Origin of the sequence: Brevibacillus fluminis (assembly GCF_052072235.1) — a bacterium.
Lineage (GTDB): Bacteria > Bacillota > Bacilli > Brevibacillales > Brevibacillaceae > Brevibacillus_D > Brevibacillus_D fluminis_A.
Window position 1 is genome coordinate 1,468,763 of sequence record NZ_CM125436.1, and the last position, 14,303, is coordinate 1,483,065.

Below are 14,303 nucleotides of genomic sequence, written 5' to 3' on the forward strand. Positions count from 1 at the left end.
CGCGGTGAAAGCAAGAACGAGGCAAGCCAACGGTTTCATTCTTCTTATTCGCACAGACTGCCAGCTGCGATTTGCGGCTGGCAGTTTTCTATACAGATAAGAATTTAGAAAATTCTTATCCAGTATAAGTGCAACCGCGGCTTAAGCCAAAAGCTTGGCGTAGCCGGGTTTTCTTATCCCGAATCGAACCTGAAATGCATCGAAGTGATGCAAAACAGGTTCGATTTTTTGTTGCTATCACGATAGAAAGCCATTTTCGATGCAAAATGTGTTCAAATCGCAGGGAGCTATGCGGAATGTCACCGGTTTTTTGATTGGCAAGAATATTGCAAAAAAAGAAAAAGAGAGGTGAGCCAAAAATGCAAAACATTGTCTGTTTTCTACCTGCCCAAAATGGATTGCGTTTCCATAAGTACGCATGGGGGCTTTACAAAACAGCACAGAAACTGTGTCATCCTGAAAAGATCGGCGCGCTGGTGGCTGTGGTGATCCATGCGGGAATAAGCGAAAAAGTCTTGCACGAGCTTCCGTTTGACGAGGTGCACCATGTACAGGTTGGGGCGGATGATTGGCAGCTTGCGGACGTCCAGCTTGAAATGGCGGAAGAAGTTTTGCAACGGCTGCAGATGGCGAAAGCCACCTATTTATTCGTTTCCACGCCTTTCTATCAGGAAATTGCCGTTCGCTTATCGATGCGACTGCCCGATGCCGGCATTGTTACGAACGTTTTGGAGATGAAAAACGGAAAAACGGACGATGGGTGGTTGGTAAAAAGGAGTGTGTTTCAGGATAAGGCACATGAGTGGCTCGATTTCCGTGGAGCACAGCACCAGTTCATTACGATGCTGCCCGAGGTTTTATACGGAGAAGAAAGGAAGGGAGCTGCCGGAAAGGTCGAACAGATTCCGTTTTTATCGCCCGGACGCAGGCGTGCCATTGCTTATTTGGGTGAATTCACGTTAGGGGCAAACGATGTAAAGCTGACGGAAGCCCGCTGTGTGATCGGGATCGGTCGCGGGGTTCAAGGCGGTGGCCCCGCTGCTTTTGAAGCGATCTCCCGGTTGGCGGACCTGCTCAATGCCCCTATAGGGGGAAGCAAAGTAGCGGATGAGCTTGGCCTCATCCCCCGCGATAAGCGAATCGGGTCGAGCGGTCAGGCGATCGAAGCCGACATCTACATCGCCATCGGGATTTCCGGTTCAAGCCAGCATTTGGCGGGGATTGCTGGCGTAAAGCATGTGATTGCGATCAATTGGGATTCGGCAGCCCCGATCTTTAGCCGTTGCGACCTCGGCATTGTTGGCGATTGCAAGGATGCGGTGAAGCTGTTGGTAGACGCGCTTGAGCGCAAGGAAGGAGAGTGAAACAGGGTGCTACATATCCATGTGCTCGTCAAATGGCTGTACGATCCATCGTCCATCCAATGGAATGATTTCAAAAACAGGTTTGACTGTGAGACGCTTGCGATCAATAAAGCAGACTTGCATGCGCTGCAGTGGGCATGCGATTACAAAAGAAAGAACAGGGCGCACATTACAGTCCTGATGGTGGTTGAGAAGGGGCGGACGGTTCCGGTGGAACGGTTGGAGAAATATCCGATCGATCAGATGATCTTGATTGAAACCGACCAGGATCGTGACAACCCTTTCGCGGTCGCAGCACTTCTGGCAGAGGAAATCAAAACGCTTCCGTACGATCTCCTTATCAACGGTTCTGAAAGCGGAGATTACCGAACGGGGATTACGCCCATCGCCGTAGCGGAACGGCTGCAGATTCCTTGCCTCACACATGTCCATCAAATGGAGCAACAGGGGGGAGGCAAGTGGATATGCCAGCGAAAGGAAGGCAGGGGGATGGTACGCAGCTTCGAGGTTGCTCTCCCTGCACTGATTGGCGTTGTTCCTGCGATCACACCGCTTCGGTACATCCCCAGTCATCTTGGAAAGGGAAAAAAAGCAGTGCTTTCGCATAAGGTAGCGGCTGCTCCGGCTCTAGCGTCCCCCCCTCCCTATGAACGGGTAAAGCTGACAGCGCCGCAACCTGTCATTCATTCGCTGGATGTGCCCCGCTCGCCGCTCGCCCAACACCGGATTCTTGCTGTCAGTGGAATCAGCAACGAGAAAAAAGACGCGGGAGACAAGAAAAAAAGCGCTTCATCCCCCGAGTTTGCGCATTCTGTCAAAGAGAAAATCCAAAGCTGGCTGAAGGAGTGAAAGCATGACCGAAATCAGAAGAGACACGTTTTGGGCGATTCCTTTTGCCTATTCCTCGCTCATGTATGTGCTGGCAACCATCGCGCTGCTTGTATTTCTGTACGGGTTTTACCGCCGCTTCCGCTTATGGCGCAGCGGCAGAAAGGTGAACATTCAATGGGCAGATGTAAAAGCCAACGTTTCCTATTTTATCGATATGGCGATCAAGCAGCAAAAAATAAAACGGGATCGGCTGTTCGGCTTCATGCATCGCTTCACCAGCTACGGCTTTGTGATTCTGTTCATTGGAACTTGTTTGGTCGTCGTCGATTACGATTTGGGTATTCCCATTCTGCAGGGGGCTTTTTATCTGGGTTATGAAGCGGTGCTAGATGTTTTCGGCGTCCTGTTTTTGATCGGACTCTTCATTGCGATGATCGTCAGGGCAAGGCGGACGAGAAACCGGCTGAAGCATGGCTGGACGGATCAACTGTTTTTGTGGCTGTTCGCAGCCATCGGGATCGGCGGCTATCTTTTGGAAGGAATCCGCATTGCCGAGACCGGAATCTCCTATGGTCACTGGTCCATCGTTGGCTATGGGGTATCCAGGCTGCTGCAAGGTGTGCCGGCTTTTGGTGTGGCGTGGTATCCCGTTTGGTGGATCAGCCACGCGATCCTCGCTTTTGGTCTCATCGCCGTGATCCCTTATACCAAATTGCTTCACATGCTGCTGGCACCGATCAATCTATTGGTTCAACCGGTGACGCGTACAGGGAAAATCTCTTTGCCTTACAACCTGGAAGAACTGACGGAAGAGAAGCGATTTACGATTGCGGCAGTCCAGGGTGTGCAGCGCATTTCCGATTTTACCAGCTGGCAGCTGCTTAGTACGGACGCCTGCACAGAGTGCGGCCGGTGTGACAGCGTATGTCCGGCTCATCTGAGCGGAAAGCCGCTTGCGCCTCGTTCGATCGTCACAAAAATTCGCGACCATATGGAACCTGAGCGGAAAATTGCTACCTTTATCACACCGGAAGAGCTGCAATCCTGCACCACCTGCGGCGCCTGCGTGGAAGCTTGTCCCGTCTCGATTAACCATATCGATCTGATTCTCTCGATGCGAAGAGGGTTGATCCAGGAGCAGATCATCGAGCAAGAAGCGGAACATGCGCTGATGAAACTCGATGAGCAATACAATGTCTGGGGCAAGGCGTGGTCGGAGCGTGACCAATGGAGCAGAGGGCTGAATATTCCGGTGCTTGGGAACGCCAAGGGAAACGATGATAAAAAGGGGGCATGACAAATGGAAGTGTTATTTTGGGTTGGTTGCGCCGCTTCCTATGATCCACGCTTGAAAAGCATTGCGAGAGCGTTTGCGGATATTATGAAAAAGGCGAAGGTAGAGTTCGCCATTCTGGGGAAAAAGGAGCGTTGTACAGGCGATCTGGCGAGACGGTTGGGAGATGAGGCCCTCTTTCAGGAATTGGCGAGTCATAACATTCGAGTGTTAAAGGAGCATCAGGTCCGCTCGATCGTAACCACCTGCCCTCATTGTTTTAACATGTTCAAGAATGAGTATCCCGCATTGGGTGGGGATTTCGAGGTCATGCATTACACTTCCTTTATTTATAACCTGATCAAGCAGGGAAGGCTTACTGTTCCGCCTCGACAGAAGCATGAAGTCATCACGTATCATGATCCATGCTATCTGGGCAGGCAAAACGGGATCTATGAGGAGCCGCGTGATATTTTGCAGATTCTCGGTTATACGGTTGAAGAGATGGAGCGGACCAAAGAACGGTCCTTTTGTTGCGGTGCAGGCGGGGGGATGATGTTTGAAACGGTAAAGCGCGGTGAAAAGATCAATGCGATGCGCGCGGAAGAAGCCATGCAAACGGGAGCATCGATGACGACAACGGCTTGCCCGTTCTGTCTGTTGATGATGGAGGAAGCGATCGGCTCCCTGCGGCAAACAACGGGAAGCACGATGGTGCCAAAAGACATTGCGGAGCTTGTCAATGAATGGGTGGAAGGGGGCGAATAGGCATGTCCGATTTCAAGTATTTGTTTTCCCCGAAACAGATCGGGTCCACTTGGGTGAAAAACCGGATTGTCAGTACGGGACATATGACCAACTTTGTGAAGGATGGGCTGCCGACGGAGGAATTGATTTTTTATCATCGGGAACGAGCGAAAGGCGGGGTGGGGCTGATTACGCTGGAAGCCAATGCGGTACATCCGACGGCATTTTTTACGTCCCATACGATCAAGGCTTTTCAGGATGGCATTATTCCTCACTATGAAAAGCTTGCCGAAACGGTTCATCCGTATGGAACCAAAATGTTCGTCCAGCTTTTTCATCCTGGGCGGGAAGTGTATCCTTCCGGCGGGTCGTTGGCGGTTTCCTGTTCGGCAGTCCCGACGGATCGTTTCCGCTTAATCCCGAAAGAACTGGAAAAAGAAGAAATCATCGATATTATAAAGGGCTATGCCGAAACAGCCGGGCGCGTGCAAAAAGGCGGGCTGGATGGCGTTGAAATCGTTGCGTCCCACGGGTATTTGATCAGCCAGTTTTGGTCGCCGCGAACCAATCTGCGCAAGGATGAATATGGCGGTAGCCTGGAGAATCGCCTGCGATTTTTACAGGAAATCATTTACCATATTCGCGAAAAGGTCGGGAGCGGTTTTACCGTCGGTTTGCGGGCAAGTGTGGATGACTTTGAAAAAAAAGGTGCGACGTTTGAAGAGGTGTTGGACAATCTGAAATATTTGGATCGGCAAATCGGTGGTCTGGATTTTTTCAATCTGACGGGCGGCAGTTCGGCTACTTTGCTGAGTTCATCTTTCATTGCCGCACCTTCGCCCTATCCGCCTGGACATTTTGTCGCCTATGCCGCCAAGGTAAAAGAAGCGGTATCGATCACGGTTATGGCTAATGGCCGCATTAACGATCCGGTCATGGCAGAAAAGGTGTTGGCAAGCGGAGCGATGGATATGGTCGGAATGACGCGGGCGTTGATCGTTGACCCGCATATGCCCAATAAAGCGATGCAGGAAGAGCTTGACCGGATTCGGTACTGTATCGGCTGCAATCAGGCCTGCATCGGACATTTCCAACTGGATTTACCCATTAGTTGTATACAGAATCCGATAACGGGAAGGGAAAGGGAGTATGCGGCGATGCGTAAAACAAATCGCGTGAAAAACATTGTGATTGTCGGCGGAGGGCCGGCCGGTATGAAAGCTGCCGCGGTAGCCGCTGAAAGAGGACACAAGGTAACGTTACTGGAAAAAACGGATGAATTGGGCGGTCAGGTGAAGCTGGCCAGAACCATTCCGACACGCGAGGAGTTTGGCGAGCTTGTTGCGAATTTACGGCGAGAATTGACGCAATTTCGCGTTGACATTAGAATGAATACCACCGCCGACAAAGAACTGGTTCTTTCCATGAATCCGGACGAGGTGATCCTTGCAACGGGGGCAACTCCTTATTTTCCGGATATAGAGGGCATCGAGCTGCCCCATGTGCTGACGGCCTGGGATGTGCTGAATCGCAGGAAGACAGTGGGACAAAACGTGGTCGTGGCCGATTGGAAAGGTGACATGCCGGGAGTCGGAACCGCGTTGTACTTGGCCGAATCGGGGCGCGATGTGGAATTGTTTACGTCGTGCTATGGCGTCGGTTTCTCTCTCCAACAGTATGTAAGGGACGCGATGCTGGCACGATTGCATGGAAAACATGTGAAAATGGTTCCGCATTATCAACTGCACAAAATCGAGCCTGCATCCGTCACATTCGAGAACATTTACACGGGTCAGCTGATTACCAGAGCGGGCATCGATCACGTCATTTTGGCCACAGGGCATATCCAAAACACGGATCTGTATGACCAACTGAAAGATCATGTTCCCAACTTGCATCGCATTGGCGACTGTTTATCAGCACGTACGGCTGAAGATGCGATTTTGGAAGGGTTTACGATCGCCGCGAATCTTTGACTGAAAAATCAGACATCGTATTCTGCCAGCCTGCAGTCCGTGACAAGAGGAGGAAAAGGATGATTGTAGCGAAACATGTTTTTGGGGACATGACATGTGCAGAGGTGAAAGCGCTTCTTGACGTTTCCGATTTTCCGATCGTCGTCATTGATTCTGATATGAAGCTGAGTGGGGTTCTGGATGAAAAGTCATTCTGGAAACACGCTGCATTGCATGGATTTGAAAGCAAGATCATTCATGCGGTCAATGCGAATGTTAAAACCGTGATGAATGAAAGCGAACTCATCAACCGAATCGATCCGCACACCGAGTATTGGCTCGTAGCGGATGAGCATGGGGAGTACAAAGTATACGATGCAGCGCAAGCAACGAACATCCAATTGCGCCATCAGCATGAAGCAGTCAAGCAAATGAACCGTTTGCTGGAAGCAGAGCTGGACATGCTTCGCGAGCAGAGACAGCAGTTAAAACAGGTGCTGGATTCATCGTATGACGAAATATTCGTTACGGACGCAGAAGGGAACGTCCTTTATGTAAGCGAATCGTCGAAACGGTTCATGGGACTGCCTCCCGATGTGTTTATCGGCAAAAATGTGCGGGATTTGGTTGAAAAAGGGATTATCCATAATTCTGTTACGCTAGAGGTGCTGAAGACAAAAAGCATCGTTTCCCATCAGCAATACTATTTGACGGGAATCACCGTATTGGCGACGGGAAAACCGGTTTTTAACGAGGAGGGTGAGTTAAGCTTAGTCATCATCAATTCCCGCGACATCACGGAGCTTGTGGATCTGCGCAACCAGATCGCCCAAGCCAACTCGGTCATCGACCACCAAAATCGGTTTCTGCTGGAACGAAAATCCAATCCGATTTTGGTCAGGATGAATACGCGGTCGGAAAAAATGGTCCCGCTGATTGATCTGGTAGAAAAAGTGGCGCCGACGGATTCTTCCGTCCTGATCGAAGGGGAATCGGGTGTAGGGAAAAGCATACTGGCGCGAATCATCCACGATGCCAGCAAGCGAAAAGAGAAAAATTTTATTCAAATCAACTGTGGAGCGATACCGCCCAGCCTGATGGAGTCGGAATTATTCGGCTATGAAGGGGGCTCCTTTACCGGGGCCAATAAAAATGGGAAAATGGGGCTGGTGGAGCAGGCGGAGGGCGGAACGTTATTTCTTGATGAGATCGGCGAACTGCCGCTTGATCTGCAGGTTAAATTGCTTCAGCTTGTGCAGGAGAAAACCTTTATCCCTGTAGGCGGCACCAAAATGAAAAAGGTGGATATTCGGATTATCTCTGCGACCAACAAAAATTTGAAACAGAAAATAAAAGAAAAGCTTTTTCGCGAGGACTTGTATTACCGGCTGCACGTGGTTCCGATCGTGATTCCTCCCCTGCGTGAAAGACCTGAAGATATTTCGTTGTTCATTCATTATTTCCTCCATACGTTCAATAAAAAATATGAACAATGTATCAGTTTGTCAGACAGTGTGATGCAATTATTGCTCGGCTACGAATGGCCGGGGAACATTCGCGAATTGGAGAATTTGATGGAACAGCTGGTGGTCACCTCGAAGGGGCCGGTGATTTACCCCGACGGGTTGCCTCCTCATCTCTTACAATCATCGGGAACCAGGCTGCCGGGTGTCTCCGTTTCAGGGATTCTGCAGCTCACTAAGGCTGTAGAAGAAACGGAGCGGCAAATTTTGAAGCTTGCGATTAAGAAATACAAAACATCCCGTAAAATCGCAAAAGCACTCGGGGTCAATCAGACAACAATCATTCGGAAAATTCATAAATATGAGTTGCATTTCCATGATGAGGATGAGACGAGGCTGCAAGCAATCGATGCTGTCCCAGAGGTCTTAAGTTGACCATGGGATGGCTTTTTTTCGTTCTGTATGCTCCCGTGCAATACAAGCCTTTTCAGTTTCGCTAAAAGTTGCTACACTATGAATTAGTTCGCATACTAACTAATTGGAGTGTTCGAAACGAATGACCAAAAATCGCTTTGGCCACCATATCAACATTTTGGGACGGCTGCTTTCGAAAAAATTGAATGAAGGCATCCTGCAAACCGGTTTGACAAGCAGTCAATGGCCGTTTATCGTGCGCCTTTTGCTGAATGGAGAGCTGACGCAGCGCGAGCTTTGCGAGCAGTTATCGATGGAAGCCTCGACGGTGTCGCAGACGCTGAACCGGATGGAGCAGATGGGCTGGATCGTTCGCGTGGTGGATGACGTGGACAAGCGCGAGAAGAAAGTGAAGCTGACGGAAAAATCGACCGCGATGATCCCGGTCTGGAACGTCGTGACCGCCGATGTCGAGAAAAAAGCGCTGGACGGCCTGACTGATGAAGAGATTGCGACGTTCAAGCGCGTCTTGGACAAAATGACGGAAAATATGAAAAAGGAGTGAGGCACCGTGGAGCTTTTTGCGAAATGGATGGACCCCAAACTGGCGCAGGTCGCCGAGAAAGTCGAAAGAGGAGAACGATTGACCCTGGAGGACGGGCTTGCGCTGTATCAATCGAATGATTTGCTTACGATCGGCAAGCTCGCGAATACGGTCAACCGCAAAATCAATGGCGATCGGGTCTATTTCATCGAAAATCTGTATATCAACCCGACGAACGTGTGCGAGGCCCGCTGTTCCTTCTGCGCTTTTCGTCGTGACCCTGACGAAGAAGGCGCGTATACGATGAATGACGAGCAACTGCTTGCGTACGTGGCCAAAGGCTATACGCCGACCACGCAAGAATTCCACATCGTCGGCGGCCATAACCACACGCTTCCTTTCGACTACTATGTGAATACCGTCCGCTTGCTGAAACAGCATTACCCGCATGTCACGATCAAGGCGTACACAGGCGCGGAAATCGTCTTCTTTGCAAAAATTTCGGGACTGAGCGTGAAGGAAGTGCTCGAAAAGCTGATGAAAGCCGGCCTGCAATCGCTGACGGGCGGCGGTGCGGAAATTTTGACGGAAGAGTATCGTGCGAAAATGAGCCCGGACAAGGCGAGCACCGATGAATGGTTGGCGGCGCATGAAACTGCACACGGCTTGGGGCTGAAAACGTACTCGACCATGCTCTACGGCTCGATTGAAACGCTTGAAGAGCGACTGATCCATATGATGCGCATCCGCGAGTTGCAAGACCGGACGGGCGGATTCGTCAACTTCATTCCGCTGGCTGTGCAACCCAAAAAAGCGACGGCTTCGATCAAGCGCCGCACGTCTGCGATGGACGATATGAAAACGATCGCGATCAGCCGCCTGATGGTTGACAATGTCCCGCATATTAAAGCGTACTGGATCAATATCGGTCCGCAATTGACGCAAATGGCGCTGAATTTCGGCTCCTCCGACATTCACGGGACGCTTGTGGAGGAGAGGATCAGCCATGCGGCCGGCGCGTTGACACAGACCGGTCTGACCCGCGACGAGCTGGTGTGGCTGATCAAAGGCGCAGGCAAAACCCCGATTGAGCGCGATTCGTTTTATAACGTCATCAAGGAATATTGATCGGATCTCATTGGACAAGCCGTCAAACGAAAAGAAAACCCCCTTGGAGGTAAGCCGTTCCAGAGCGAACGTGCTGACAGCCCGAGGGGGTTTTTTGTGCCGATCCAACTTATTTCAGCTGTTCCACGCCGATCATGATACCCAGATCGCCTGGATCCTTCAGCTTGATGTTGGTCACATACCAGCCATCGCCACGGTCGGTCGTGAGCTTTTGCACGGTCACGACGGCGCTGCCCAAACCGTCATAGTTGGATGCGATCAGATGGTAATCGAACGAATAGGTGAAGGTAGTTTCGTTCACCTGTTTGGTTGCGAGCTTTTCGATTTTGCCCATGTGGGGGCTCGAACCGCCGGTCACCCAAAAATTCGCGTCGAATTCTGCCTTTGTCTTTTGACGCAGCTCGGGTGAAAAGACGGCGTATTGAAGCGAGCCGTTGCGGTCGGTCACGCCTTTTATCCACGTATCGAGCGCCTGCTTAGGTTCGTCAGCGCGGAAAGCATCCTCGAACCGCTGAAGCTGGTGAGCCAGCAGCGCCGCATCCGGCAGCGTGACGCGCACGTCGCCCGTTTTCGCGTCGTAGGTCGCACTTCCTTTGAATTCGGCAGCGATTTTATCAATTGGCACCAGCACGCTGCCGTTTTCAACCTTGAGGCCGAGATAGTCGGAGACATAGCCAGCGCCGTTGATGAACAGATTCAGTTTCGGTGCGGCCAAAGCTGTACCGGTAAGCAGCATGGCGCCGATGGTCGTTCCCAGTAAAATTTTCCCAAGTCGTTTCATATTCATTCCTCCCTGGTAAATCAGACGATTGAGAGTGGGATTTGTTTCCTATTATTTGTGTGAAATTGAGAGTTTACATATATGGTGGTTCGTGATATAATAGATTTCATATTTTGAATGAGAACGATCCTTTTCTTTTTGGTTTCCAATTCACTGGCGCGGTCATCGGAGCCGCAAGGATGGAAGAGAGGAAGGGCTTTCGTTGTTTTGGTTTCAAAGGTTTCATATAGGCAATGAACTGCTACAAAAGAAGTACCGTGTCATTTACAGATCGCAGTGTAAATTTCCAGCTGTTTCGTAGTTACCCTTTTGCATAACATTCCTGGCGGTCCTATGCAAACTGTCGGAACAAACATAGTGGTTTAGCGCCGAGAGGATTGGTCTTCATTCATGGTGAAGATGGCGTCCCATCGTGTGTGCCTGAGTGGACAGGCAATAAGTGAGAATGAACATAAGCAACAATCATATAGCGCCATCTAAAAAACTGCCTGTAAAAGGGCAGTTTTTGTTATTGATTGCGCAGTTTTGGAGCGGGCTAGGCAACGAGGTCGATCGGTTGTTTCCAGAAACAAAACCCCAATCTTGCCCAATCCTTTCTGAAAAAAGCAACAATCCGAATGTTTTTTGCGATTGGTAACCATTTTTTTCGGGAAAATACGAATGATCTCTTGTCCGATTGCTAGATCATATGTATAATGAAAAAGTCAAAGGAACCTGATCACGGTCTCACAGGTGATGCGATGATGCTGCTAGATTCAAACGAAAACAAAAAAAAGCTGTGCCACCTCTACAATGAGATTTCCAAGGAGCTGTTCGGCTTTGGAACAACCTTGCTCCGGGCAGCGATCGAAAACAATATCATTACCTTTTACGCCAGGCACCGGCGTTCTCCCCGTTCAACCGCGTTGGAAGGAGAGGCACCGACGCTGAAGCTGGAGGTGGATTTCCGGATGTCGCTTTTGTACAAGAAGCGTCTCCGCGAAAAGCTGGAAGAAGAGATGGGCCTGAACATCGAGGTCGTGCTGCGCGACTATGACGCCGCTACCCAGTGGGCCATCACCAATGTGATTTTACAAGAAAACGAACCATGACGAATGCAAGTGCCATACGGATTATTTCTTTTGATCTATCTTAAGAAGTGACCGTCGCTCTCTTGCATAACGGGTGTCGCTGATCTTTGTTTACAAAGAAAGGTGCTCTTGTTAGAATGCACGTTTATTCTATCAAGGGCACCTTTCTTTTTATTTTTTATTTAGAAAAGCCATATGAAGATGAGGGGGATAGGCAAGAACCATTTTTTTTGCATAAAAATTGTAAAAAAGACGAATGATAACGAGGGACTTTCTGTAAATGTTCGACTTTATCCGCGATTCCAAACCATTACCCGGAGGTATACGATGAAAAAAGTAATGACAGGCATCATGGCAGTTTCGGCAGTATCACTCGCATTGGCTGGTTGTGGCAGCAGCAGTGCGCCAGCGCAGGAAGGCGCCGCAGGCACGGGCGCAGCCAACACCGGAAAACCGGAAACACTGGTTGTTTCCACATGGGGCTTCTCCGAGGACTTCTTCAAAAAAGAAGTGTACGAACCGTTCGAAAAAGCACACAACGTCAAAATCGTTACCGAGATCGGCAACAACGCCGAGCGACTGAACAAAATCCGCCAGGGCAGCTCGGACGTGGATGTCATTTACCTGTCTGACTATTACGCACAGCAAGGAATCGAGAGCGGTCTGTTTGAAAAAATTGACCGCAGCAAAATCCCGAACCTCGATCAAATCGCTGATATGGCAAAAGCGCCGTTGGGCGAGGAGTACGGTCCAGCGTATACGATCGGGCAATTCGGTATCGTGTACAACCCGACCGTGATCAAAACCGACATCAAATCGTGGAAAGACCTGTGGAAACCAGAGCTGGCAGGCAAGCTCACACTGCCAGGGATCACTTCGACAACCGGTCCAATGATGGTTGACGCTGCATCGCTTGTTTCCGGCAGCGCAGAGTTTAATGAAGACAAAGCTTTCGCCAAGCTGAAAGAAGTAAATCCGAACGTTGTCAAGTATTACAACAAAACGTCCGAATACGTCAACATGTTTAGCCAAGGTGAAATCGCTGCTGGCCCAATCATGGAAATGTACTTCAAGGACATCCAGGCAGCCGTGCCGGAAGCCAAATTCGTTTCCCCGGAAGAAGGCGGCTATGCCGTCATGAACACCATGAACGTCGTTAAAGGCAGCAAGCATAAAGAACTGGCCGAAGAGTTCATCAACTGGCAGCTGAGCAAGGAAGTACAAGAAAAATCGGCAAAAGCAAAAGTCGATTCCCCTGTAAACACAACCGTCCAACTGACGGCCGAAGAAGCAAAAGGCGTAACCTACGGCGCAGACGTCATCGGCAAGCTGAAAAAGCTGGACATGAAATTCGTCAACGAAAAAATCAAAGCCTGGACCGACCGCTTCAACCGCGAAATCACGCAATAAACCAGAAAAAACAAGGGCATATCGGCAAGCGAATGCCCTTGTTTTTTTCTTATCAATTAAATTATTTTCATTCTTCCTAGGAGGGCTTTTTCACAGCAGCGAAGGGATTTTTGCAAGAAAGTGGAACGAAAAACGTTGGCAATGCCCGCCAGGCCGTGTGCAAAAAATGAAAACGGCTTTGCGCCCCAGATCATCCCTGAGATACACCCGCCGCGCAGCGTGTGGCTTTGGGGCGCAGTTTTCATTTTTTGCGCGCGGCCGTTCACCCCGACCCCCAGCAAGCATTGTCATGCTTTTTCGTGGAACTTTCTTGCAAAAATCCCCTCCCCTCCACCAAAGCAACTTCCATCTCCATCAACGACCAAGGAGGGAAAACCATGAAGAAAAAAGTCATCCTGGACGTAGACACCGGCATCGACGACGCTCTTGGCATCATGCTCGCCGTGAAAAGCGGCCAGTTCGACATACTCGGTATCACGACGGTAAACGGCAACGTCTCCTTGAACAAGGCGACCGAAAATACATGCAAAATACTGGAGTTCCTCCAAGTCGAATCGCAAATTCCCGTCATCAAGGGAGCGTCCCGCCCATTGGTCAGACCCACCTTTTTCGAGCATGCGGTGCATGGCGAAGACGGGCTTGGCGGTGCGCTGCGCGATGTGGCGGTGAAGACAGCGGCAATCGACGGATTCGGCCCTGACTTCATCATCGAACAGGTGATGAAGCATCCCGGCGAAGTGACCTTGATCATGACGGCGCCGCTGACGAATCTGGCGCTGGCGATCCAGAAATGCCCGCAGCTGGTGGAACAGGTAAACGAAGTGATTTTCATGGGCGGCGCGGTGAAGGACATGGGCAATGTGACGCCGACGGCCGAGTACAACATGTACGTTGATCCGGAAGCGGCCAAGCTGGTGTGCCGCGCAGGCTTTCGCTCGCTGACGCTGGTCGGGCTCGATGTGACGCGCAAAGCGCTGTTGAACACCGATCATATCGAGGCTTTGGGCGATACGCCGATCGGGCGGTATGTGCGCAAGAGCACGTCCGATTATACGAAGCGGTACTTTATGCGCAACGGCGTCCATGCCTGCGCGCTGCATGATCCGCTCGCAGTAGGCGTGGCCTTGAATCGGGCGCTGGTCACCACGCAAACGTACCATGTCGATGTCGAAACCAAAAGCGAGCTGTGCGACGGGCAGACCGTCTGCGACTTCCAGAACCGGCTTGGCAAAGAACCGAACGTGACGGTCTGCCTGGACGTGGACGCAGACGCATTCCTCGATCTGTTTGTCCGTACATTGCAAGCGTAGCGATACTACGAAC

At 50.6% G+C, this 14,303-nt stretch carries 13 protein-coding genes; 11 read left to right on the forward strand and 2 right to left on the reverse strand.

The genetic code is table 11. The features are described from left to right. Positions 1-359 precede the first annotated feature (359 nt). The 8 genes from ACTID9_RS07515 to mqnE all read left to right on the forward strand — a co-directional run bounded on the left by ACTID9_RS07515 (position 360) and on the right by mqnE (position 9,719). A complete protein-coding gene (locus tag ACTID9_RS07515; RefSeq protein WP_441070589.1) occupies positions 360-1,364 on the forward strand; it encodes an electron transfer flavoprotein subunit alpha/FixB family protein in 1,005 nt (334 codons plus the stop codon). A gap of 6 nt (positions 1,365-1,370) precedes the next feature. Next, positions 1,371-2,213, forward strand: coding sequence for a hypothetical protein (locus tag ACTID9_RS07520; protein WP_441070590.1), 843 nt, complete (start codon positions 1,371-1,373; stop codon positions 2,211-2,213). A 4-nt stretch (positions 2,214-2,217) separates the two neighbouring features. Then, the gene (locus tag ACTID9_RS07525) at positions 2,218-3,492 is read left to right on the forward strand and encodes a 4Fe-4S dicluster domain-containing protein (RefSeq protein WP_441070591.1); all 1,275 of its coding nucleotides are present in this window, start codon (positions 2,218-2,220) and stop codon (positions 3,490-3,492) included. Between the two features lie 3 nt (positions 3,493-3,495). Then, positions 3,496-4,236, forward strand: coding sequence for a (Fe-S)-binding protein (locus ACTID9_RS07530; protein ID WP_441070592.1), 741 nt, complete (start codon positions 3,496-3,498; stop codon positions 4,234-4,236). Positions 4,237-4,238: 2 nt separating this feature from the next. Then, positions 4,239-6,191, forward strand: a complete 1,953-nt coding sequence (locus ACTID9_RS07535) for an oxidoreductase (RefSeq protein ID WP_441070593.1) — start codon at positions 4,239-4,241, stop codon at positions 6,189-6,191. Positions 6,192-6,250: 59 nt separating this feature from the next. Beyond that, positions 6,251-8,068, forward strand: coding sequence for a sigma-54 interaction domain-containing protein (locus tag ACTID9_RS07540; protein WP_441070594.1), 1,818 nt, complete (start codon positions 6,251-6,253; stop codon positions 8,066-8,068). Positions 8,069-8,189: 121 nt separating this feature from the next. After that, positions 8,190-8,612, forward strand: coding sequence for a MarR family winged helix-turn-helix transcriptional regulator (locus ACTID9_RS07545; RefSeq protein ID WP_441070595.1), 423 nt, complete (start codon positions 8,190-8,192; stop codon positions 8,610-8,612). 27 nt (positions 8,613-8,639) lie between these two features. Beyond that, positions 8,640-9,719 carry an aminofutalosine synthase MqnE gene (gene mqnE, locus ACTID9_RS07550; RefSeq protein ID WP_441072481.1) on the forward strand — a complete coding sequence of 360 codons (1,080 nt, stop codon included), beginning with the start codon at positions 8,640-8,642 and terminating at the stop codon, positions 9,717-9,719. 109 nt (positions 9,720-9,828) lie between these two features. Here the strand turns inward: mqnE and ACTID9_RS07555 are convergent, their stop codons facing one another. Further along, positions 9,829-10,500, reverse strand: a complete 672-nt coding sequence (locus tag ACTID9_RS07555; RefSeq protein WP_441070596.1) for a hypothetical protein — start codon at positions 10,498-10,500, stop codon at positions 9,829-9,831. A 740-nt stretch (positions 10,501-11,240) separates the two neighbouring features. Here ACTID9_RS07555 and ACTID9_RS07560 point away from each other — a divergent pair. Both ACTID9_RS07560 and ACTID9_RS07565 read left to right on the forward strand, forming a co-directional pair. After that, positions 11,241-11,591: a DUF2294 domain-containing protein gene (locus ACTID9_RS07560; RefSeq protein ID WP_122917702.1), complete on the forward strand. Its 351-nt coding sequence runs from the start codon at positions 11,241-11,243 to the stop codon at positions 11,589-11,591. 306 nt (positions 11,592-11,897) lie between these two features. Continuing rightward, positions 11,898-12,980, forward strand: coding sequence for an ABC transporter substrate-binding protein (locus ACTID9_RS07565; protein ID WP_441070597.1), 1,083 nt, complete (start codon positions 11,898-11,900; stop codon positions 12,978-12,980). Positions 12,981-13,036: 56 nt separating this feature from the next. Here ACTID9_RS07565 and ACTID9_RS07570 read toward each other — a convergent pair whose 3' ends face one another. After that, positions 13,037-13,246, reverse strand: coding sequence for a hypothetical protein (locus ACTID9_RS07570; RefSeq protein ID WP_441070598.1), 210 nt, complete (start codon positions 13,244-13,246; stop codon positions 13,037-13,039). 111 nt (positions 13,247-13,357) lie between these two features. On the opposite strand from ACTID9_RS07570, the gene ACTID9_RS07575 reads away from it, so the two are divergent. Then, a complete protein-coding gene (locus ACTID9_RS07575) occupies positions 13,358-14,290 on the forward strand; it encodes a nucleoside hydrolase (RefSeq protein ID WP_441070599.1) in 933 nt (310 codons plus the stop codon). The last annotated feature ends 13 nt before the right edge of the window (positions 14,291-14,303 follow it).

Coding starts and splice junctions, on each gene's coding strand:
- ACTID9_RS07515 (WP_441070589.1), top strand. CDS start 360: ATGCAAAACATTGTCTGTTTTCTACCTGCCCAAAATGGATTGCGTTTC.
- ACTID9_RS07525 (WP_441070591.1), top strand. CDS start 2,218: ATGACCGAAATCAGAAGAGACACGTTTTGGGCGATTCCTTTTGCCTAT.
- ACTID9_RS07530 (WP_441070592.1), top strand. CDS start 3,496: ATGGAAGTGTTATTTTGGGTTGGTTGCGCCGCTTCCTATGATCCACGC.
- ACTID9_RS07535 (WP_441070593.1), top strand. CDS start 4,239: ATGTCCGATTTCAAGTATTTGTTTTCCCCGAAACAGATCGGGTCCACT.
- ACTID9_RS07540 (WP_441070594.1), top strand. CDS start 6,251: ATGATTGTAGCGAAACATGTTTTTGGGGACATGACATGTGCAGAGGTG.
- ACTID9_RS07545 (WP_441070595.1), top strand. CDS start 8,190: ATGACCAAAAATCGCTTTGGCCACCATATCAACATTTTGGGACGGCTG.
- mqnE (WP_441072481.1), top strand. CDS start 8,640: ATGGACCCCAAACTGGCGCAGGTCGCCGAGAAAGTCGAAAGAGGAGAA.
- ACTID9_RS07555 (WP_441070596.1), bottom strand. CDS start 10,500: ATGAAACGACTTGGGAAAATTTTACTGGGAACGACCATCGGCGCCATG.
- ACTID9_RS07560 (WP_122917702.1), top strand. CDS start 11,241: ATGATGCTGCTAGATTCAAACGAAAACAAAAAAAAGCTGTGCCACCTC.
- ACTID9_RS07565 (WP_441070597.1), top strand. CDS start 11,898: ATGAAAAAAGTAATGACAGGCATCATGGCAGTTTCGGCAGTATCACTC.
- ACTID9_RS07575 (WP_441070599.1), top strand. CDS start 13,358: ATGAAGAAAAAAGTCATCCTGGACGTAGACACCGGCATCGACGACGCT.